Below are 19,486 nucleotides of genomic sequence, written 5' to 3'. Positions count from 1 at the left end.
TCTCCACCCGGTACGTCGAAGCCCGGGTGGCCGTTCTCGACAAAAGTGTCGAGTTGGCGTCGCCGGGCCCGACGTCCCTGCCAAGAGGCGCCCAGCCCGGGCGCTCGTAGTACTGGAGGACCCGCACCATGTCGAACACGCCCGATCCGAAGCGCTGGTTCGCACTCGCCCTGCTCTGTCTGGCCGCGTTCATGATCATCCTGGACGCGTCGATCGTGCTGGTCGCGGTGCCCTCGATCGAGCGCGACCTCACCTTCTCCGCCGGCGGGGTGCAGTGGGTGCCGAGCGGCTACGCGCTGATGTTCGGCGGATTGCTGCTGCTGGGCGGCCGCATCTCGGATCTGCTCGGCCGACGGCGGGTGTTCCTGGCAGGCGTACTGATGTTCGCCGGGTCCTCGCTACTGTGCGGCTTCGCTTGGAGCGGCGACGCGCTGGTCTTCTCCAGAGGTCTGCAGGGGATCGCGGCCGCAGTACTGGCTCCTAGTGCGCTGTCCATCGTGATGAACACCTTCCCTGCAGGAGCCGAGCGGAACAAGGCACTCGGCATCTGGGGCGCTGTCAGCGGTGTAGGCGGTACTGCGGGGTCGCTGGTCGGCGGGCCTGTGACGGATGGGCTCGGCTGGCAGTGGATCTTCTTCATCAACGTGCCGGTGTGCCTACTGGTCGCAGTACTGACTCCGCTCGTACTGAAGGACAGCCGCGGGCCTGGTCGGCGTGGGTTCGACGTGGCCGGTGCAGTGACGGTTACTGCTGGGCTGATCGTCCTTGTGTACGCCGTGATCCAGGCGCCCGACTCGTCGGCAGGGCGGACCACCTTGCTGGCGGTCTTGTCGGCTGCGCTGTTCGCTGTGTTCGTCCTGGTGGAGAAGCGGTCGCCTGCTCCCCTGTTGCCGCTACGGATCTTCCGGTCGCGTGCGCTGGTCGGCGGCAACCTGATCACGATCGCCTTCGGGCTGGGGGCGTTCGGGCTGAACTTCATCTACACGCAGTACGAGCAGTTGGCGCTCGGGGCCTCGGCCATCAAGTACGGGCTGATGTCCGCCGTATTGGCCGCGATGGCGGTCATCGGATCGGTCGTGGGGCAGAACCTGGTGACCAGGATCGGTCTGCGCCGCGTGGCCCTTGGATCGCTCCTGCTGTCGGGAATCGGCGCGACGGTGATGAGCCGCGTGACAGTGGATTCCGGGTACTTCGAAGTCGCGTTCTGGGGACTGACCATCTTTGGAGCGGGCCTTGGCGCCGGTTGTGTGGCCGGGGCGATCGCCGCATTGAGTGATGTCGCCGGGGAGGACGCGGGAGTCGCGTCAGGATTGCAGAACGCGTCCTTCCAGATCGGCGGCGCATTGGGCATCGCCGTACTCTCCGCAGTCGCCGTCGCTAACACGACCGGATCGACGCCCGTCGCGATGACGAGTGGTTATCGGGTCGCTTTTGCGGCCTGCTGGGCCTTTGTGGCGGTCGGTTTGATCGGTACGAGTCTGCTGGTCACCCGATCCGCCAAGCAGCTCGAGGTCGTCGCGTCCTAGTCAGCCGGGTCGTGGTCAACCGGGAAAGGCGGCGCCGCGGAGTTCGACCCGGTCGCCGACGATGGCCGAAACCCGCCCGGCGACCTGCTGTGCGCGGTCGTCGGCGGCGACATCGATCATGAAATAGCCGGCCAGCTGCTCCTTGGCTTCACCGAAAGGCCCGTCGGTGACCACCTGGACACCATTGCGGATCTGGACCACCTTGCCTTCGGTCGGCAGGTCCAGCGGCGCATAGCTGACCAGCTCACCACTCGCGGCCAGCTCGTCCTTCACCACCGTCAGGTCCAGGACACCCTGCGAGGCCTGCTCCGGCGTCCAGTCCTGCCCGTAGATCAGCACGAGATAGTTCACGGTCGCATCGTAGCCAGCACGGCCGGCAGTACCCCGCGAGCGTGATGCCCGCGGGGTACTGTCCGCTCTGCCGAGCGAACTCAGACGATCAGAACCAGTGGCGTCTACCACCGACCTGGCGGCCGGTGGAGCCGAGCAGGAACAACACTGCGCCGACCACCAGCAGGATGATGCCCAGTATCCACAAGATCTGCACACCAAGCAGGAATCCCAGCAAAAGCAGGATCAGTCCGAGAATAAGCATGGAGCCTCCTTCTAGGCAGGCCGCCCGGGCGGAAATGGGCGGCACAACACTCTGGTGCCCACCTTGAAACGACCTGAATCAGAGACCCGCAGTACGGGTGTAGCGGGCCGACTACAGCCCGCAGTACGGCGTATCGATCTCGGCCCGCAGGCCGTCATACGGGCAGTCCAACAGATCCGGTTCTGGGCCGCCGCAAGGCGGATCACAGTCCGATAACCAGCTCGAATCGCCGCCGTCGAGCGTGCGGCATGTACGTAATCCGTTAAAACTGCCCGTCAGTTGTGAGACCCGCCGGGATCTGTGCTTGACTCCTCCGGTCGATAACGTTTTGATCTCGGCAGATTGGGTGGTCCAGTGGCTGAAGGACGGCATAGACAGGCGCGGCACCGTCAACCGCGCCGTCAGGTAGTCCGCCCTGGCATCGTGAAGGTTGCGATACCCGGCGCGGCAGTGGCCTTGTTGGCCACCGGGTCGGCAGTTGCCTTCCCCGACCAGGCCCCCTCGACGAATGTGCCGATCGCCAGCTCTCCCCTGCAGTTGGCGCGCGACGCACAGATCAGCCGGGACGCACTCCGGCCGCCGCTCAACCTCCCGACCCAGGCACCCACCACGCCGGTCGCGAAGCACCTGAAGAAGCAGGCTCCGATCCCGAAGCCGGGGTCGACCAAGACCCGCGCCTCCGAGAACGCACCGGTCGCGCCGCCGAAGGTCACCGGCAGTAAGTTCACCACCACGGACCTGAACGTCTGGTCCGCACCCGGGCAGACGCTCCTCACGGTCCTCCCCAAGGGCAGCAAGGTCTCCGTCACCGGTCAGGTCCAGGGCATCTGGGCACAGATCGTCCGCGACGGCGCGGCCCGCTGGGTCAAGTCGCAGTACCTGGCCGCGACCAAGCCGGTCACGGAAGTCGGCGGCACCGCCTCCGCGGCGGCCTGCAAGTCGGGTTCCGCGGTCGAGGACGGCCTCACCGCGGACGCGATCCGGGTCCACCGGGCGATCTGCAACCTGTTCCCCTCGGTCACCGAGTACGGCGGGCGGCCTGCGCAGCGGCGACAGCGGCAGCGAACACTCCTCCGGTCACGCGCTGGACATCATGGTCAGCGGTTCCAAGGGCCAGGAGATCGCGGACTGGCTGAAGGCTCACCGCAAGGAGATGGGCGTCAGCCAGCTCATCTGGGAGCAGCACATCTGGACGGTCCAGCGCGGCAGCGAAGGCTGGCGCGCGATGGAGGACCGCGGTGGCACCACCGCGAACCACTACGACCACGTCCACGTCACCGTGTACGGCAACGAAGGCACCGCCTGATCCGCCGCTCCCCGTCGCGGCTGTCAGGGGCGGATGTTGTGGTTCAGGTGGAAGAAGTTGGTGGGGTCGTAGGTGCGCTTGATGGTGCGTAGGCGGTTGTAGTCGGCTGGGGTGTAGGCCGTTTGCGTGTGGGTCGGGTCGGCCAGGAAGTTCACGAAGGTGCGGCCGGTGGTTCGGAGTACGTCGGTCAGGTGGGGCAGCTCCTGGTCGATGATCAGTGAGTACGTCGCGTCGCGGTGGCCGACCGGGCCGGCGTCGGGGCCGGGGTGCGCCATCGCGCCGCCCCAGTGACGGATCTCGACGGTCGCGTCGGGGAGGTCGGCGAGGCTGTCGATCAGGTCGTCCGGGAGGGTGTCGACGAGGTCCAGGTAGCGGGCCGGCGTACCGCCCATCGCGGATTCGCCGAACGGCATCGTCCGGAGACCTCCCGCGAGCCGGGGCCCGGCCACCTCGAAGAGTGGCTTGAGGATGTGCTCCGCCAGATCCGCCTCCCCGGCGTACAGGGCCTTGATCGCGATCGCACGTCGGCCTCGGACGTCCGCCGGGAAGTCGGCCGAGTCGGGGACGCGGGTGAGGACGACGGCCGTGCTCAGCTCGTTGGGGATCGTGGCGGACCAGTCGCGGTAGTAGCGGAGGAGCTCGGCCGCGCGGTCGAAGCCGAAGTACACGATGCCGGCGCGGACCTGGCGGACCGGGTACAGCCGGAACTCGAGCGACGTGACGATCCCGAAGTTGCCGCTGCCGCCGCGGATCGCCCAGAACAGATCGGGGTGCTCATCCGCGCTCGCGGTGACGGCCCGGCCGTCGGCGGTCACGACCTCAGCCCGTACGACGCTGTCGGCCGCGAACCCGTACTTGCGGGCCAGCCAACCAACCCCACCACCGAGCGTGTACCCGGTGACGCCCACGTCGCGCGAAGATCCCGCCAGCGGCGCCAGACCGAACTGCGCGGCCGCGTCGATCACGGCACCCCATCGCGTCCCCGGGCCGACCTTGGCGATCATCCGCTCGCTGTCGATCAGGAGCGACGCCATCGCCGAAGTCCGAAGCAGAATGCCGCCGTCAGCCGGGACCTTGGTCCCATGCCCTGTCGCCTGTACTGCGAGCGGCAGCCCGTACTCCCGAGCCGTCCGAACCGCCGCCTGTACGTCGGTCCGCCCGTTCGCCTCGGCAACCACCAACGGCCGCGATTCGAACGAGGCCACGACCGATCGCCGCAGTACGTCGTACTCCGCGTCGCCTGGCCGGTGCACAGCCCCGTTGAACCCGCTTCCGAGCAGCCCCGCCACAACCTCGTCGGTCCCGGCCACCCGCTCGACAATCGCCTGCACGCTCATCCCACAACCCCTTCGCCGTCGCTGCCTCTCACCTAGACGTCGAAGAGCTCCGCCTCTTATTGACACTCTGCGCAGAACTTTTTCGGTGGAACTCACGCGGACTACAGTCCAGCGATGACGCAGACGCATGGGGTGAGCATTGAGGGCTCGGTCGTCATTAAGACCTATGTGGCGACCGACCGCGACGAGCACCTTCGGGAGTGGGCCGCGCTTCGGGCGATCTCGGCCCTCGACGCCGACTTGGTGCCGACACCGCTGGAGCTTGTTGCCGGACCTTCGCTGTCGATGTCACTCGTGCCCGGGCGCCCGCTGGCCGGCGTCTTGAGCCAGCCCGAACTCGACGGGCTGGAGGAAGCGCTGCGGACCCTTTGGTCGCTGCCGACGGACGGCGTACTGCGAAGTCAGCTTCCCGCCTTCATCGAGCGTGTCCGAGGCGCGGCGGCCGCATTCGCTGAAGAAGCCATCGGCGAGAACGCTCACCCCGCCGAACACACCGTGGCGGAGGCCCATTTCGCGGCGGTCTCCTGGTTGGCCGGCTCCGAGCTCGATCGGCTGCTCGAACCGGCGCCGGCCGTGATCGGGCACGGGGATCCGAATCTGGCGAACTATCTGTGGGACGGCAAGCGGGTCCGGATCGTCGACTTCGAGGATTCCGGGGTGAGCGACGTGGCGGTCGAGTTGGCGAACCTGGCCGAGCACCTTTCGGCCCGGCAGACCGACTGGACCGCCTTCCTGACGCGGTTCGAGGTCGACCCGCAGCGGCTGCTGACCGCTCGCAAGCTCTGGTCGATCTTCTGGCTGACCCTCCTCCGGCCCGGCGGACCGTCCTTCCTCCGCAACCCACCCGGGACCGACACCGAGCAGGCAAAGCGGGTCCTCACCACCCTCGCCCACTGAGGTCAGGCGGTGAGGGCGGCGAGGCGGGCGTGGTCGGCGAGGATGTCCAGCTGGGTGATCTTGCCGGCCCTGATCGTCAGGTGCATGACGCCCATCAGCCGCCCGTTGACGACGGTGATGATGCCTGGGGTGCCGTTGACCAGGGCGACCTGTATGTAGGGCGCCATCTTCGTGAAGGTGAGCGCCTGTTCGACGACCGCGAGGGCGCCGCGGACCAGCTTGGTACGAGCGGGGCCGGTGACAGTCTTATCCGTAGTACCGGCGTCTGCGCGAAGAAGAACGTCCGGATCCAGGAGCGCGAGCAGCGCCTCGAAGTCTCCACTGCGCGAGGCGGCGATGAAGGCATCGACGACCTCGCGGTGCCGCCCCGGGTCGCGATCGCTAGTCGGCGCGCCCTGAACCCGGCGGCGTGCCCGGCTGGCCAACTGGCGGGTGGCGGCAGGCGATTTATCGACAATCTCCGCGATCTCGTCGAAGCTCACGCCGAACATGTCGTGCAGCACGAACGCCAGCCGCTCAGCCGGCGCGAGGGTGTCGAGCACGACGAGCATCGCCAGCCCGATCGCGTCGATCTGGACAGCGTCCTCCTCCGGATCCAGCTTCGTCACGATCGGATCCGGGACATGGACCTCGAGGGAATCCTCCCGCCGCGACTTGCGGGAGCGCAGCATGTCCAGACACACCCGCGACACGACGGTCGTCAGCCAACCGCCGAGGTTCGCCACCTCACTCACCTCGGACCTGTTCAACCGGAACCAGGCCTCTTGTACAGCGTCCTCGGCCTCACTGAGCGAGCCAAGCATCCGGTACGCGACAGCGCGTAACTGAGTACGGTTCGCCTCGAACTGGTCAGCGAGTTGGTCGGCTAGCTCCACTGGTCACGATCTCCCGTCTTACTCCGTCAACACCTTGACGGCGCGAACCCCCATGATGTGACACCAGCGGCCGAGACGCTGATGATTTAGCCATGCCGGACTTCGAGGACGACTTCGACGGACCCTCGCTCGACCTTGGCGTCTGGTCACCGTATTACCTGCCCCAGTGGAGTTCCCGTGCGGAAACGGCGGCAACCTACGAACTGGAAGACTCCTGTCTGCGGCTGAGCATCCCGCCTGATCAGGGTCTGTGGTGTGCCGACGATCACACGCCGGCGCTGCGCGTTTCCGGCATCCAGTCGGGCAGCTTCTCAGGTCCGGTCGGGAGCACGATCGGCCAGCAGCCGTACCGCGAGGGCGTGGTCGTCCGCGAGGAGCAGGAGCCATTCTGGGGCTGGACCCCGCAGTACGGCGAGATCGAACTCCGCGCCCGGGCCGTCGTCTCGTCCCGATCGATGGTCGCCCTCTGGCTGGTAGGGCTGGAGGATCAGCCCGAGCGCTGCGCGGAAATCTGCGTGATGGAAATCTTCGGAAACTCGATCCAGCAAGTTTCCGCGGCGGTCGGAATGGGCCTGCACAGTTTCCGCGACCCGTCCGTGCCGGAGGACTTCGAGGCCGTCCGGCTGCCGATCGACATCGAGGAGTTCCATTCGTATTCCGTGCGATGGTCGCCCGATCGCGCCGAGTTCTTCGTCGACGGCGCCCTGGTCCGCACCTGCCCGAGCCCACCGGCGTACCCGATGCAGCTCATGCTCGCCGTCTTCGACTTCCCCGACTGGCCAGGCCCCGCGGACCACACCCCGGAGTTCATCATCGACCACATCCGCGGCCGATCCTCGAGAGTGTTATCTTCCTGAGGTGATCACGCGTCTGAGCAGTTGGTGGCCCGTCGACTAGGCGGCCCCTGCTCTTGCTCGAACCCAACCGGCTGCCTCGATGAGGCAGCCGTTGTCATTCCTCGTCGGGGCGACCCACACTCCCGAGGATTGCCGATGGCAACGATTCTCCGTACGACGGAACGCACCTGGTCCGGACTCATCACCACACTGCTCGCCGGCCGGGATCTCACCGCGGCGGATGCGACCTGGGCGATGGACGACCTGGTCCGCGGTACGGCGACGTCCGCCCAGGTCTCCGGATTCCTGATCGCCCTCAGAGCCAAGGGCGAAACCGCCACCGAACTCGGTGGACTAGCCGACGCACTGCGCTCGCACGCGTCCCCGGTCACGATCCCGGGAACGTTCGTCGACATCGTCGGCACGGGCGGCGACGGGACCGGCGCGGTCAACCTCTCGACCATGGCCGCGATCGTCGTCGCCTCGACCGGGACCACAGTCGTCAAGCACGGCGGCCGCGCCGCGTCGTCCAGCACAGGAGGATCGGCCGACCTGGTCGAGCACCTAGGCATCCCCCTCGACCTACCCGGCGATCGTGCCGCCGCGATCGCAGCCGAGGCGGGGATCACCTACCTGTTCGCCCCACGCTTCAACCCGGCTCTGCGCCACGTGGCCGCAGTACGCCGCGACCTCGCAGTGCCGACTGTTTTCAATGTCCTCGGCCCACTGCTCAACCCAGCCCAACCGCGGCATCAACTAGTCGGAGTGGCCGACCCGCGCATCCAACCCGTCATCGCCTCAGCCCTCGCCGCCCGAGGAACCTCGGCCTTGGTCGTCCGAGGCGACGACGGCCTCGACAAGCTCACCACCACAGGAGATTCTCAAGTCTGGATCGTCCACGGAGGCACCTGTACGCCGAGGACGTTCGACCCCCGCGACCTCGGCCTCGCCTTGTCGCACCCATCCCAACTCCGCGGCGGCGACCCCTTCACCAACGAGGCGATCCTCCACCGCCTACTCGCGGGCGTACGAGGCCCCGTCCGCGACGCAGTACTCCTCAACGCCGCCGCAGCCCTAACCACAGCCACCCTCAGCGCAGCGCCTCTGACCGAACAACTCGCCTCCCACTACACGCGCTGCTCCGAAGCCATCGACACAGGTCAGGCAGCCAACACCCTGCGCCGCTGGATCACGGCGTCCAGCCAGCTCTGAGTCGTCGCCGTGCCGGCTAGCGAGCCTGGAACACACCGGTCGCGAGTCCTGACGTCGCTGGAAGAGCACTCGCTCATCGCTGTCCACAACGACGACCAGAGCACCCGGCACCAGGACTAGCTGGTTCCCAACGCTTTGCCGAAGCCGCCAGAGATAAGAGCCTTCAAACCAATTCAAGGAGTATCGGTGCGATAGCGAGTCAGCGTCACGCCGGAGCTGAAGGCTCTGGTCTCGACCAAGCGGAGCCTCGGCAAGGCCACGTCGTCGGGGAAGAGACGTCGGCCGCGACCCAGGACCACCGGGTAGACGAAGAGGCGGAACTCGTCGACCAGGCCGGCCCCGATGAGTTGGTGGACCAGGTCGATGCTTCCGGTGGTGACGATGTCCTTGCCCGGCTGGTCCTTCAACGCGGAGACGGCACCGAGATCCCGCAGTACGGTGCTGTTCTTCCACTGGGGATCTTGCATCGTGCTGGAGACGACGTACTTCGCGACAGCGTCGAGGTACGCCGAGATGCCGGTCTCGTCGTCGGTCTGGCTCGGCCAGTAGCCGCGGAGGTCCTCGAAGGTGCGCCGCCCGACCAGGAACGCGTCCGCCGCCTCGCGTTGCTCCTTCACCGCCGCCAACTGATCCGACATATCTCCGTCGGCAGGACCGAACCACCCCTCGGTCGCCTCGATCACGCCGTCCACCGTGATGTTCTGCGTCACCACCAGATCCCGCACGATCCACCTCCATTGCTCACTGTCTTCCTTACCCCTGCGACGTCGGAACCAGCCCATCGCGCTCGACATCGGTGAGTGAGTTGCATGATCATGCAGTGGAGTGCATACTTATCCCTATGTCTAAGGTCATCGCATCCCTGCCCGTCGGCGAGCGGGTCGGCATCGCCTTCTCCGGAGGGCTCGACACGTCGGTAGCGGTCGCGTGGATGCGCGACAAGGGCGCTGTGCCGTGCACATACACCGCCGACATCGGCCAGTACGACGAACCCGACATCGCGTCGGTCCCCGGTCGCGCCAAGGCGTACGGCGCGGAGATCTCGCGGCTGGTCGACTGCCGGGCGGCGCTGGTCGAGGAGGGTCTCGCCGCGCTGACCTGCGGCGCGTTCCACATCCGCTCGGGCGGCCGGGCGTATTTCAACACCACCCCGCTGGGCCGCGCCGTGACCGGCACCCTACTGGTCCGGGCGATGCTCGAGGACAACGTCCAGATCTGGGGCGACGGCTCGACCTTCAAGGGCAATGACATCGAGCGGTTCTACCGGTACGGGCTGCTGACCAACCCGAACCTGCGGATCTACAAGCCGTGGCTCGACGCGGCCTTCGTCGGCGAACTCGGTGGCCGGCAGGAGATGAGCGAGTGGCTGCTCGCCCACGATCTGCCGTACCGCGACAGCGCCGAGAAGGCCTACTCGACCGACGCCAACATCTGGGGCGCGACCCACGAGGCGAAGACGCTGGAGCAGCTCAGCACCGGCGTCGAGACGGTCGAGCCGATCATGGGCGTGAAATTCTGGGACCCGTCGGTGGAGATCCCGACCGAGGACGTCACGATCGGCTTCGAGCGGGGCCGGCCGGTGACGATCAACGGCAAGGAGTTCGCCAACGCCGTCGACCTGGTGCTGGAGGCCAACGCGATCGGCGGCCGGCACGGGCTGGGGATGTCCGACCAGATCGAGAACCGGATCATCGAGGCGAAGAGCCGCGGCATCTATGAGGCGCCCGGGATGGCGCTGCTGCACTCGGCGTACGAGCGGCTGGTGAACGCGATCCACAACGAGGACACCGTCGCGGCGTACCACAACGACGGCCGGCGGCTCGGGCGGTTGATGTACGAGGGGCGCTGGCTCGACCCGCAGTCGCTGATGCTCCGGGAGTCGCTGCAGCGGTGGGTCGGGGCGGCCATCACCGGCGAGGTGACGCTGCGGCTGCGGCGCGGCGAGGACTACTCGATCCTCGACACCACGGGGCCGGCCTTCAGCTACCACCCGGACAAGCTGTCGATGGAGCGCACCGAGGACTCCGCCTTCGGACCGCTGGACCGGATCGGCCAGCTCACGATGCGGAACCTGGACATCGCCGACTCGCGCGCCAAGCTCGAGCAGTACGTCGGGCTGGGCATGATCGGATCCGCCCACGCTGAGCTCCTCGGCACCGGCGACACCAACCTGATCGGCGAGATGCCCGAAGGTGGCGCCGACGCGATCGCCTCCCGCGGCGAGGTAGACGCCGACGACGAACTCCTCGACCGCGCCGCCATGGAATTCGGCACCGACTGAACACCTACGGGTTTGACAACCAGGGGTTGACATTGACAACCCCTGGTTGTCATCGTGTGAGGTATGGCTGATCTTTCCGCGCATGAGGCGACCGTCGTGCGGATCAAAGAGGCTCGGGCGCAGGCGATTCATCACACCAGGCTGGCCCGGCAGTTCGCGGTCGAGCGGCGGGATCTGATGCAGAGTCTGCTCGACCAGGGCGTTTCCCAGTCCGATATCGCCCGCGAACTGGGCGTCAGCCGGCAGGCGATCCAGAAGATGATGGCCTGTTAGGGGTCCGGCATGGCACGATTTCAAAGGTGACCAGCCTTCGGGACCTCGCGCTCCTGCGCCGCGTCCGCGACCGGATCGACCGGGAGCACGCGCAGCCGCTGGACGTCGAAGCACTTGCCCGTGGCGTCAACATGTCCGCGGGACACCTCAGCCGCGAATTCAGGCTCGCGTACGGCGAATCGGTGTACGCCTATCTGATGACCCGCCGGATCGAGCGCGCGATGGCGCTGCTGCGGCGCGGTGACCTCAGCGTCACCGACGTCTGCTTCGCGGTCGGATGCCAGTCGCTCGGCACGTTCAGCACCCGATTCACCGAGCTGGTCGGCATCTCGCCGAGCGTCTACCGGCGCGAGGTAGGGACCGCGACGGAAGGGATGCCGACTTACTTCTCGAAACAGGTGACCAGACCGATCAGGAATCGAGAAGCGCCGGTCCCCGAGGCGCACCTATCGTGACAGCCATGGACATCACCATTCACGCGAGTTTCCTGCCTCACGACGACCCGGACGCTGCCCTGGCCTTCTATCGCGACGTCCTCGGCTTCGAACTCCGCAACGACGTCGGCTACAACGGGATGCGCTGGCTCACGGTCGGACCCGTCGGCCAGCCCGGCACCTCCATCGTCCTGCACCCACCGGCCGCCGACCCCGGCATCACCGACGACGAGCGCCGCGTCATCACCGAGATGATGGCCAAGGGCACGTACGGCGGGATGCTGCTGGCCACCAAGGACCTCGAAGGCACCTTCGAGAAGGTCCAGGCCAGCGATGTCGAGATCGTCCAGGAACCCACCGACCAGCCGTACGGCGTCCGCGACTGCGCCGTCCGCGACCCCGCCGGCAACCTCCTCCGAATCCAGCAAGTCAGCTGAAGCCCGACTTCGCGTGAGGTCCACCGGCAGCTCCTGACCGACTGCTTGGTCAGGAGCCGGCCGGTATCAGACGGTGGCTTCCTTCCCGTCCCGCACTACGAACTCGCCGGTGCCAGGCGTGCCGAAGGTGGACTGGCGGAGGGTGTGGGATTCGAACCCACGATTACGGTCACCCGCAATACCGGTTTTCAAGACCAGCGCACTCGGCCACTATGCGAACCCTCCAGGCGGCCGGGTCGGTAGAACGACATCGGCTGCCGAGGGTCGAGGATAGCGCTTTCGGGGTGAGTAGCCGCGATAGTGGTGGCCCGTCGTACCGGTTTTCAAGACCGGCGCACTCGGTTGCGGTGGTTTCGAGGTGTGGACCGGCGGGTGGGGCGAGTTGGTCAGCACATAGTGTGTGGGGGTGCAGGGTGTCTTCGTCGGGTTCGCGACGATCGGCCTGCTGATCGGGTTGGGAATCCTGCTCGCGCACCTCGGGATCATCGACGAGGCCGGGCAGAAAACGCTCTCGACGCTGGCCTTCTTCGTGGCTAGTCCCGCGCTGTTGCTGACTGTGCTCGAGTCCAGCGACCTGGGGGCGGTGTTCTCCGGGAACGTGGTCGCGCTGGCCGGCGCAGTGGCGGTGTCGGTGGCGGTGATCGTCACCGTATCCGTAGTACGCAAGCAGGACCTCGCGACCACGACAGTAGCGGCGCAGTGTGCGGCGTACGCGAACGCAGGCAACCTGGGGCTCCCGATCGCGGCGTACGTGCTCGGCGACGCGGCACTGGTCGCTCCGCTGCTCCTACTGCAACTCCTGCTCCTGCAGCCGCTCGTACTGACCCTGCTGGACGCCGCAGTGAGCCCCACTCGCTTGTCGGTCGGCGCGGTGCTGGCACGGCCGTTCAAGAACCCCATCACTGTCGGCTCTGCACTCGGCCTCGCGCTCGCTGTGTCCGGCGTAAGGCTCCCGCAAGTACTGAACGACCCGCTGGAGCTGGTGGCGGGGATGGCGGTGCCGTCCATGCTGCTCGCGTACGGCGTATCGCTGCGGCTGGGGCCGCTGCCAGGCCGCGGCGTCAGCGCTGGGCAGCTCGGTCTGGTGGTGGGTCTGAAGATGGTGGTGCAGCCCATGTCGGCCTACCTGATCGGCCGCTTCATCATCGGCCTCGACACTCCCGCACTACTCGCCGTCACTGTCCTGTCCGCGCTGCCGACGGCGCAGAACGTGTTCGTCATCGCCTCCCGCTACAACCGCGGGGCGCTCCTGGCCCGCGACGCGATCTTCGTCAGCACCATCGCCAGCGTGCCCGTCGTGCTCCTCGTCACCGCCCTGATCGCCTGATCCCCCGCGGCGAAAATGGCTCAAGCGACAGCGCGACGGACCGCTAGGCTCTGACCAGAGGCGGATCACCCGCCTGCTAACGAAGACGGGAGGTGAAAGCAATGTCCAGGTCATCGAAGGGCACGGCCCACACCACCCGGTCTGGCCGCTGATCAGCAGCAGCTGACGACAGGCATCGACCGGGCGGTCCGGCGGCGTCGAGCGACGTCGCCCGTCCTGTCCTTCGTCATGCCCTCGTGGAGTTCCGATGCGATCTCTTCTGTCCAAAGTCCTGCCCGCCGAACTCGGGCCGGACTTCCGCAAGATCTGGCCCGCCTCGGCCATCTCCAACCTCGGTGACGGTGCGATGCTCGCCGCCGGGCCGCTTCTCGTTGCCTCGATCACCGACGAACCGGCCGCGGTCGGCGCTGCCGCCTTCGTCCAGCAACTCCCCTGGCTCCTGTTCGCCTTGTTCAGCGGCGCCCTGGTGGACCGGCTCGACCGCCGGTTGATGATCGTTGCCGCCGACACCTTTCGCGCCGTCGTGATCGGCACGCTCGGACTCGCCGTCCTGTTGAACCATTCGCCGTTGTGGGCCATCTATCTGACGTTGTTCCTGCTCGGTACTGCGGAAACCCTCGCGGACAACGCAGCCGGCGCACTGCTCTTCACCACGGTGCCGAAAACGCAACTCGGTAAAGCAAACGCCCGGCTCTATGCGACCGGCCCGCTCTTCCACCAGCTCGGCGGCCCACCGATCGGCGCACTTCTCTTCGCCCTCGGCAATGGCGTGCCGTTCATCCTGGATGCGATCACGTTCGCCGCGGCGGCCCGCGTTGATCTCCCGAGTCACCAGTCGGCCGCCAGTCGTCCCGACAGTCCGTACTCCGCTGTTGACCGAGGTCCGGGAAGGGGTTCACTGGCTCTGGAACCACTCCGGCGTACGCACCCTCGCCTGGGCGATCCTGGTCATGAACATCACCTTCTGCGCCGCCTTCGCGACCTGGGTCCTGTACGCCCGCGAGCGCCTCGGCCTCACCGATACGCAGTACGGGCTGCTGATCTCGGCCGGTGCGATCGGAGCTCTCGCCGGGATGCCGGTGTACCACCTGCTCGAACCGCGGATCGGCAGCCTCACCCTGCTCCGCGCCGGCCTGGTGATCGAGACGGCAGTGCATCTGATCCTCGCGCTCACCCGGAACCCCTGGGTGGCCGGTACGACGATGGCCGTGTTCGGCGTACACGCTGTTGTCTGGGGCATCGTGTCGACCACCGCGCGGCAGCTCGCCACGCCCGAAGCGCTGATGGGGAGGGTCAACAGCGTCTACCTGCTCGCGTCGGTGGGAGGTGCCGCGCTGGGAGCGCTGATGGGCGCAGTACTGGCACAGCGGTTCGGTCTGGTCGCGCCGTTCCTGGTCGCGTTCGTAGCGATGGTCGTGATGACCGCAGTGGCGTGGCGGCCGCTACGGCACGTGTCCGTGCGAGCAGACACTAAATAGGGTTGGGCCGCCGGATGGTGGTTGCTAGTGTCTTCGGCCTGATGCCCACAGCCACGGCCCTCGGCCTGCCGAACATCCGCGGCCGGTTCCCTCTCCTCGCCGCACTGATGATCGATTCCTTCGGCGGCGGCTGCGCCGGACCCCTGCTGCTCCTGTACTTCGTGCGGGTCGCGGACATCCCGCTCGGTAAGGCCGGTGTGCTGTTGACCGTCGCGACCCTCTTCTCGATCGCCGCACCCGCGGCGGTGGGCGTGGTGATCGACCGGGTCGGGCCGCGCAACCTGGTGATCGGCGCGCAGTTCGCGCAAGGGCTCGCCTTCGTCGGCTTCTTCTTCGGCCGTTCACTGTGGCTGCTCTTCCTCTGCGCGCTGGTCACAACGATCGGGCAGCGGGTGTTCTGGTCGGCGATCTTCAGCCTGCTGACGGATGTCTCCGATCCGGGTGACCAGGACAGGTGGTTCGGGTTCGGCGGGATGATGCAAGCGGCGGGCTTCGGGCTAGGCGCGCTCGCGGCAGGCGTGCTGCTAAGCTTCCACGGCGACCGGCCGTTCCTGATCGCGATGGCGGCGAACGCTGTCACCTTCTTCATCGCCGGAGTCCTACTACTGCGGCTGCACGTCGCACACTCCCGTACTGCGGCCGCGGACGCGGGTGGCGCCGCCCCCTTACTCCGCAAGGACAAGGCGTTCCTGGTACTGATCGGGGCGAACACCATCCTCGCGCTTTGCACGATGGTGATGGGAGTCGGACTACCGGTCTACGTCAGCGAAGCTCTGCCGGCCCCGAAGTGGATGGTCGGCGTCCTGCTTGCTGCGATCTCTGTGGTGCTGGCGACTGGGCAGACGCTGGTGGTACGGCACACCGAGAAGCGGCGGAAGACGCACGTGCTGGTACTGGCTGGACTGTTGTGGGCAGTCTGGGGAGTCCTGATGGCTGGGCTGCTCCACCTCCCGGCTGGGCTGGTGGTGCCTGGTCTGGTGTTGGCGACTGTGGTGTTTGCCGGCGCTGATGTGCTGCATGCGGCGACGGGCAATGCACTGGCAGCCGCCGTTGCGCCGAAGGTGGGTCATGGGAAGTACCTGTCGTACTGGCAGTACTCCTTCACCTTCGCGAGCGTGCTGGCGCCCGGGTTCTTCGCCCAGTTGTTCGAGGTACGGCGTGAATTCCCGTGGCTGGCGATCTCGGTCCTGGCGCTGGTCGCGGTGGGCACGATCGTCGCGCTCGAGCGGGTTCTCCCCGACGCGGCTGTCCGTCGCGACTAGTACCGTCCGAGTCGGGGGTACTTCGTCTCCGCAGGGTGTCTCGATCGTCCTTCCAGCGGGCTGCCGAGACGCGACAGACTGACTTGTCAGAGATTCTTGCATCGCTCGAACAGATGTTCTAATGTCCATTTCGTAGCTCGCGGATCCATCGCTTCCCACCCCATACCTTCGTCCTCCCGGCCGAACCTCCCACCAAGATGTGGACGGCCGATGCGGACGATGGCCGCCCGGGCAGTGAGGGCCCGGGCTGTGGGAACCGTTTGGCGACTGTAGAACTGACTACCAGGAAGGTCGAGGTGACGCGGGACGAGAGGAAGTGCCGATGCTTTACGAACATCGCGGCCGGCGACCGGTCGTGCCGGACTCCGCCTATGTGGCGCCGTCGGCAGTGCTCTGCGGAGCAGTTGTGCTCGGCGAAGGCAGCAGGGTGTTGCACGGCGCCGTACTGACCGCGGAGAACGGCGAGGTCCACCTCGGAGAGAACAGTGTGGTGATGGAGAACGCCCTGGTGCGCGGCCGGGCCGATCATCCAGCACTCATCGGCGACGCGGTACTGGTCGGTCCACACGCACACGTGAACGGCGCTACGTCAGGCACGGGGTAGCGGTGATTCCAAGGTGTACTGGCGGATGTGGCCTGGCGGTTGGGCAGCGCAGGTCATCCGGGCGTCGATGGTGACGGTGTGAGCGGCTACCTCAACCAGGAAGGGACGGCTGTCAGGACCAGCGAGAGTGACCTGCCAACGGGTGGGGGCTGATTGCCGGACGTTGATCGGACGCAGAGCCGCGACGGCCTGGGAATGGCCGACAGTTCTGGCGAAGTGCTGCGCGGCCTGGACCGGAGCAGAGACAGCGCCTGAGCCGCGGTAGTACTCGGGGACGACAACGCCTTCGTCGTACTGCTTGGCCAAGTCGACCGCCTGCGACTGCTGCACGTGGCCGTAGAAGAGGCTGTGCGGCAGGAGCACGATGTTCGCGGCGAAGCGATCTCCACCGACATGGCTGCACTCCCAGGTCCGGTCTGGATAGGCCGCGGCGAGGGCTGCGGCTACCGGACGTCCGCGGACGGCACAGCAGGCGTCATGGCGCCCGTGGGTGCAGACGAGGTAGATCGGTTCGGTGCTCGGCTCACCCTCGATTTGGCCGGACAACACGTCGAGCAGTTGCTCATCCGTCGACAATTCACCCCAGCGGACCGACTCCTGCCCTGGACGGCTGTCGACCATCGCCCAGCGCCGGGGAACAGTCCGATCGATCCGCCCGTACCGCCGGATCAGCACCGGCCGTACCCGCGCCTCCCGACACAACCGCGCAACCTCCACCCCCAACCCACCACCCGACGCCCCGAGGACGCTGAGGGCGTCGCGGGGCCAGGGGAGGCGGCTTTCGATCAGGAGCCAGCGTTCGGCGGGTGGGGCCGTGGCCATCAGGAGGTCGCCGCGTTGTTCAGCCGTCGCCGCGCAGCCGGTGTCCGGCTGGTACCTCGACTCAGTCACGGCATCCCACGGTACTCAGTGCGCGCTCGCGACAACGACTGCCTCGGTCATCAACCGTCGAACGACGACCAACTGGTCGGCCTCATCCAACCCCGGCAGGTCACCGACCCGAACCTCGTCGCCCGAGCAGATCCTCGCCACCGCCTCATTGGTTGCTGCAGGCAACGAGATGGTGCGATCGGAGAGCTGCAAGAGCACGGGATCGCCTGGCACCAGCCGATACCGCAGACCCGCGCGCAGGCGAATCGTAGTACCGATAGCAAGCGAAGAAATGGCTGCCGCGTGGGCGAGCGGGCCTAGTGGCGCCGGACGGTTGCCGGACCACGTACGGCGACGCAGGCGTACTGCGAGATCTTCGGCGGAGGTTGATCGGATCTGCTCGGCCAGCAGTGGCACCACCTTATCCAACTGCTGTGCGACCTGAGCCGGATCACCCGGGTCGAACCCGAGCGGCAAGGCAGTCCGCAGGTCGACCTGGTTCGCGGCGAGCGCGGCCAGCTCCTGCACGAGGAGGTACCGCGTCAGCGTGTGCATTCCGACCGTCAGGTGCGCACTCACTCCGCCAAGGGCTTTGGCCGAGTGCAGGAATCCGCGCGGTACATACAGGGCGTCGCCAGGGCGCAGTACTGCATCTACTACTGGTTCCTGATCGCGCGCGGCGGCTGCAACTGCTGCGGAATGGTCCGTCCACGGCTGGTTGCGCAGCGGGTCCACATGGACCGGAGCGTGGACGGTCCAGTGCTTCTCGCCGGCTACTTGCAGTACGAAGACGTCATGTACGTCGTAGTGCGCCGAGAAGCCCTGCGACTCCGGCGGTGTGATGTACGCGTTGATCTGCACAGGGTGGCCGGCCTCGACCGACAGTTGCGTCGCGAAGTCGACCAGCGGCGGCCAAGTCCGGTGCAGCGCTTGCAGAACCACAGTGTGCCCACCGGCGAAGAGCGCAGCGACCTTGTCGTCGCGGATCTGGTCGCCGATCTCCGCACCGACTCCAGCAGCCCCGGTGAACTGGCTGTCGCCGACAACCGTGCCGTCTTTGGCGATCCGCAGGAACGGTGTACGGAGTCCTCGGCTCGACAGCAGCTCATCGGCCGTGGCCAGGCTGAACAGATCAGCGAAGCCGCCGGGCGGAAGATCCGGCGCAGGCGAAAGCAGAGCTTGGCTCCCCCAGTAGCTGCTGGCGAACTGTTCGAGGTCGCCCGTCACGCAACGCCGGAGAGCCGGGCACCGCTCCGACGGCAGCTGCCCGTCCGATAGCTGCCCGGCCTCCGGCTGGAGCGTCACCAACTTCCGGAGCTCCCGGTCGCACCGCCGTCGGCTCCACCATCGGTCGCACTGGGATCGGCGCCGCCGTCAGCAGGTCCCTCGCCGCCACCGCCACCGGCACCACCGTCAGCGCCGCCATCGCTCGTCCCGGACGATGCACCGCCGTCCGCAGGTCCTTCAGAACCGGCATTGCCGTCGCTGCCGGCACCACTGTCGGCACCGCCATCCGCGCCGCCGTCGCTCACACCGGACGAGGCGCCACCGTCCGCGGGACCTTCCGCACCACCGTCGGCACCGCCATCGCTCGTGCCAGACGAAGCACCGCCGTCCGCGGGGCCCTCCGCGCCGCCATCAGCTCCACCATCGGTGGCACCGGCCGCTGCCCCGCCGTCGGCAGGTCCTTCGTTGCCCGAACCCGGGTTGCCGTAGTCCGCTCCGCCGTCAGAGCCGCCATCGGCACCGCCGTCGTGCGCACCAGGTGTCGCGCCGCCGTCGGCCAAGCCTTCACCGTCGCCGGACGAGGTGGTGATGTCATCGCCTTCGAGGCCCATGATGCTGCTCCCTTCGAGATGTGCTTTCGGTCTACCCCCTGTGCGCAAAGTAGACCCGGGCTAAACCCTCTCGGGAGTTACAGCAACCACTCGTTTGA

Annotated in this window: 22 protein-coding genes, 1 tRNA gene and 2 pseudogenes; 15 read left to right on the top strand and 10 right to left on the bottom strand. The window is 67.1% G+C overall.

Going from position 1 to position 19,486, the window contains the following annotated elements; genetic code table 11:
* Window positions 1–128 precede the first annotated feature (128 nt).
* Window positions 129–1,526 carry an MFS transporter gene (locus tag F1D05_RS21890; protein WP_185442006.1) on the top strand — a complete coding sequence of 466 codons (1,398 nt, stop codon included), beginning with the start codon at window positions 129–131 and terminating at the stop codon, window positions 1,524–1,526.
* A 15-nt stretch (window positions 1,527–1,541) separates the two neighbouring features.
* On the opposite strand, the gene F1D05_RS21885 is transcribed toward F1D05_RS21890, so the two are convergent.
* The 3 genes from F1D05_RS21885 to F1D05_RS40610 all read right to left on the bottom strand — a co-directional run bounded on the left by F1D05_RS21885 (window position 1,542) and on the right by F1D05_RS40610 (window position 2,849).
* The gene (locus F1D05_RS21885; RefSeq protein ID WP_185442005.1) at window positions 1,542–1,877 is read right to left on the bottom strand and encodes a YciI family protein; all 336 of its coding nucleotides are present in this window, start codon (window positions 1,875–1,877) and stop codon (window positions 1,542–1,544) included.
* 88 nt (window positions 1,878–1,965) lie between these two features.
* A complete protein-coding gene (locus F1D05_RS21880; protein ID WP_185442004.1) occupies window positions 1,966–2,121 on the bottom strand; it encodes a DUF6131 family protein in 156 nt (51 codons plus the stop codon).
* Window positions 2,122–2,522: 401 nt separating this feature from the next.
* Entirely contained in the window at window positions 2,523–2,849 is a 327-nt protein-coding gene (locus tag F1D05_RS40610) for a hypothetical protein (RefSeq protein WP_246485850.1), read from the bottom strand.
* Here F1D05_RS40610 and F1D05_RS43075 point away from each other — a divergent pair.
* Window positions 2,767–2,943: pseudogene (locus F1D05_RS43075) on the top strand (SH3 domain-containing protein); the annotation flags it as partial. The gene F1D05_RS40610 and the pseudogene F1D05_RS43075 overlap by 83 nt on opposite strands.
* A 271-nt stretch (window positions 2,944–3,214) precedes the next feature.
* Entirely contained in the window at window positions 3,215–3,427 is a 213-nt protein-coding gene (locus F1D05_RS40605; protein ID WP_246485849.1) for a hypothetical protein, read from the top strand.
* 23 nt (window positions 3,428–3,450) lie between these two features.
* Here the strand turns inward: F1D05_RS40605 and F1D05_RS21870 are convergent, their stop codons facing one another.
* Entirely contained in the window at window positions 3,451–4,764 is a 1,314-nt protein-coding gene (locus F1D05_RS21870) for an FAD-binding oxidoreductase (protein ID WP_185442003.1), read from the bottom strand.
* Between the two features lie 114 nt (window positions 4,765–4,878).
* Between F1D05_RS21870 and F1D05_RS21865 the strand changes: the two genes are divergently transcribed.
* Complete coding sequence (locus F1D05_RS21865) at window positions 4,879–5,661, top strand: phosphotransferase (protein ID WP_185442002.1); 783 nt, start codon at window positions 4,879–4,881, stop codon at window positions 5,659–5,661.
* 2 nt (window positions 5,662–5,663) lie between these two features.
* Here the strand turns inward: F1D05_RS21865 and sigJ are convergent, their stop codons facing one another.
* Entirely contained in the window at window positions 5,664–6,536 is an 873-nt protein-coding gene (gene sigJ / locus F1D05_RS21860) for an RNA polymerase sigma factor SigJ (protein ID WP_185442001.1), read from the bottom strand.
* A 92-nt stretch (window positions 6,537–6,628) separates the two neighbouring features.
* Between sigJ and F1D05_RS21855 the strand changes: the two genes are divergently transcribed.
* On the top strand, window positions 6,629–7,393 hold the full coding sequence (locus tag F1D05_RS21855) for a glycoside hydrolase family 16 protein (RefSeq protein ID WP_185442000.1): 765 nt from the start codon (window positions 6,629–6,631) through the stop codon (window positions 7,391–7,393).
* Between the two features lie 135 nt (window positions 7,394–7,528).
* Complete coding sequence (trpD, locus tag F1D05_RS21850) at window positions 7,529–8,584, top strand: anthranilate phosphoribosyltransferase (protein ID WP_185441999.1); 1,056 nt, start codon at window positions 7,529–7,531, stop codon at window positions 8,582–8,584.
* Between the two features lie 173 nt (window positions 8,585–8,757).
* Here trpD and F1D05_RS21845 read toward each other — a convergent pair whose 3' ends face one another.
* On the bottom strand, window positions 8,758–9,309 hold the full coding sequence (locus F1D05_RS21845) for a dihydrofolate reductase family protein (protein WP_185441998.1): 552 nt from the start codon (window positions 9,307–9,309) through the stop codon (window positions 8,758–8,760).
* A 116-nt stretch (window positions 9,310–9,425) separates the two neighbouring features.
* Between F1D05_RS21845 and argG the strand changes: the two genes are divergently transcribed.
* The 4 genes from argG (at window position 9,426) to F1D05_RS21825 (ending at window position 12,009) form a co-directional block, all read left to right on the top strand.
* Complete coding sequence (argG, locus tag F1D05_RS21840) at window positions 9,426–10,865, top strand: argininosuccinate synthase (RefSeq protein WP_185441997.1); 1,440 nt, start codon at window positions 9,426–9,428, stop codon at window positions 10,863–10,865.
* A 63-nt stretch (window positions 10,866–10,928) separates the two neighbouring features.
* Entirely contained in the window at window positions 10,929–11,138 is a 210-nt protein-coding gene (locus F1D05_RS21835; protein WP_185441996.1) for an HTH domain-containing protein, read from the top strand.
* A gap of 26 nt (window positions 11,139–11,164) precedes the next feature.
* The gene (locus F1D05_RS21830; protein WP_246485848.1) at window positions 11,165–11,593 is read left to right on the top strand and encodes a helix-turn-helix transcriptional regulator; all 429 of its coding nucleotides are present in this window, start codon (window positions 11,165–11,167) and stop codon (window positions 11,591–11,593) included.
* Between the two features lie 5 nt (window positions 11,594–11,598).
* Window positions 11,599–12,009 carry a VOC family protein gene (locus tag F1D05_RS21825; protein WP_185441995.1) on the top strand — a complete coding sequence of 137 codons (411 nt, stop codon included), beginning with the start codon at window positions 11,599–11,601 and terminating at the stop codon, window positions 12,007–12,009.
* Window positions 12,010–12,142: 133 nt separating this feature from the next.
* Here F1D05_RS21825 and F1D05_RS21820 read toward each other — a convergent pair.
* Window positions 12,143–12,234: transfer RNA gene (locus tag F1D05_RS21820), tRNA-Ser, on the bottom strand.
* 181 nt (window positions 12,235–12,415) lie between these two features.
* Here F1D05_RS21820 and F1D05_RS21815 point away from each other — a divergent pair.
* The 5 genes and pseudogenes from F1D05_RS21815 (at window position 12,416) to F1D05_RS21800 (ending at window position 16,680) form a co-directional block, all read left to right on the top strand.
* On the top strand, window positions 12,416–13,336 hold the full coding sequence (locus F1D05_RS21815; RefSeq protein ID WP_185441994.1) for an AEC family transporter: 921 nt from the start codon (window positions 12,416–12,418) through the stop codon (window positions 13,334–13,336).
* A gap of 247 nt (window positions 13,337–13,583) precedes the next feature.
* A pseudogene (locus F1D05_RS43070) lies at window positions 13,584–14,087 on the top strand (MFS transporter); the annotation flags it as partial.
* A gap of 121 nt (window positions 14,088–14,208) precedes the next feature.
* Window positions 14,209–14,814: an MFS transporter gene (locus F1D05_RS42065; protein ID WP_206685790.1), complete on the top strand. Its 606-nt coding sequence runs from the start codon at window positions 14,209–14,211 to the stop codon at window positions 14,812–14,814.
* A gap of 14 nt (window positions 14,815–14,828) precedes the next feature.
* Window positions 14,829–16,076, top strand: coding sequence for an MFS transporter (locus F1D05_RS21805; RefSeq protein ID WP_246485847.1), 1,248 nt, complete (start codon window positions 14,829–14,831; stop codon window positions 16,074–16,076).
* A 322-nt stretch (window positions 16,077–16,398) separates the two neighbouring features.
* On the top strand, window positions 16,399–16,680 hold the full coding sequence (locus F1D05_RS21800) for a gamma carbonic anhydrase family protein (RefSeq protein WP_246485846.1): 282 nt from the start codon (window positions 16,399–16,401) through the stop codon (window positions 16,678–16,680).
* On the opposite strand, the gene F1D05_RS21795 is transcribed toward F1D05_RS21800, so the two are convergent.
* Genes F1D05_RS21795 through F1D05_RS21785 form a run of 3 tightly spaced genes read right to left on the bottom strand, consistent with a single transcriptional unit; the run spans window position 16,666 to window position 19,388 of the window.
* Complete coding sequence (locus F1D05_RS21795) at window positions 16,666–17,571, bottom strand: sucrase ferredoxin (protein ID WP_185441993.1); 906 nt, start codon at window positions 17,569–17,571, stop codon at window positions 16,666–16,668. The genes F1D05_RS21800 and F1D05_RS21795 overlap by 15 nt on opposite strands.
* A gap of 15 nt (window positions 17,572–17,586) precedes the next feature.
* Window positions 17,587–18,855 carry a cupin domain-containing protein gene (locus F1D05_RS21790; RefSeq protein WP_246485845.1) on the bottom strand — a complete coding sequence of 423 codons (1,269 nt, stop codon included), beginning with the start codon at window positions 18,853–18,855 and terminating at the stop codon, window positions 17,587–17,589.
* Window positions 18,852–19,388, bottom strand: coding sequence for a BatC protein (locus F1D05_RS21785; RefSeq protein WP_185441992.1), 537 nt, complete (start codon window positions 19,386–19,388; stop codon window positions 18,852–18,854). The genes F1D05_RS21790 and F1D05_RS21785 overlap by 4 nt, the downstream gene beginning before the upstream one ends.
* Window positions 19,389–19,486 lie beyond the last annotated feature (98 nt).

Origin of the sequence: Kribbella qitaiheensis (assembly GCF_014217565.1) — a bacterium.
GTDB classification, from domain to species: Bacteria; Actinomycetota; Actinomycetes; order Propionibacteriales; family Kribbellaceae; genus Kribbella; species Kribbella qitaiheensis_A.
Note: the sequence above shows the minus strand (reverse complement) of the source record. Positions and strands in the feature narration are given on the sequence as shown.

Coding starts and splice junctions, on each gene's coding strand:
- F1D05_RS21890 (WP_185442006.1), top strand. CDS start 129: ATGTCGAACACGCCCGATCCGAAGCGCTGGTTCGCACTCGCCCTGCTC.
- F1D05_RS21880 (WP_185442004.1), bottom strand. CDS start 2,121: ATGCTTATTCTCGGACTGATCCTGCTTTTGCTGGGATTCCTGCTTGGT.
- F1D05_RS40605 (WP_246485849.1), top strand. CDS start 3,215: ATGGTCAGCGGTTCCAAGGGCCAGGAGATCGCGGACTGGCTGAAGGCT.
- F1D05_RS21870 (WP_185442003.1), bottom strand. CDS start 4,764: ATGAGCGTGCAGGCGATTGTCGAGCGGGTGGCCGGGACCGACGAGGTT.
- F1D05_RS21865 (WP_185442002.1), top strand. CDS start 4,879: ATGACGCAGACGCATGGGGTGAGCATTGAGGGCTCGGTCGTCATTAAG.
- F1D05_RS21855 (WP_185442000.1), top strand. CDS start 6,629: ATGCCGGACTTCGAGGACGACTTCGACGGACCCTCGCTCGACCTTGGC.
- trpD (WP_185441999.1), top strand. CDS start 7,529: ATGGCAACGATTCTCCGTACGACGGAACGCACCTGGTCCGGACTCATC.
- argG (WP_185441997.1), top strand. CDS start 9,426: ATGTCTAAGGTCATCGCATCCCTGCCCGTCGGCGAGCGGGTCGGCATC.
- F1D05_RS21835 (WP_185441996.1), top strand. CDS start 10,929: ATGGCTGATCTTTCCGCGCATGAGGCGACCGTCGTGCGGATCAAAGAG.
- F1D05_RS21825 (WP_185441995.1), top strand. CDS start 11,599: ATGGACATCACCATTCACGCGAGTTTCCTGCCTCACGACGACCCGGAC.
- F1D05_RS21805 (WP_246485847.1), top strand. CDS start 14,829: ATGGTGGTTGCTAGTGTCTTCGGCCTGATGCCCACAGCCACGGCCCTC.
- F1D05_RS21800 (WP_246485846.1), top strand. CDS start 16,399: ATGCTTTACGAACATCGCGGCCGGCGACCGGTCGTGCCGGACTCCGCC.
- F1D05_RS21785 (WP_185441992.1), bottom strand. CDS start 19,388: ATGGGCCTCGAAGGCGATGACATCACCACCTCGTCCGGCGACGGTGAA.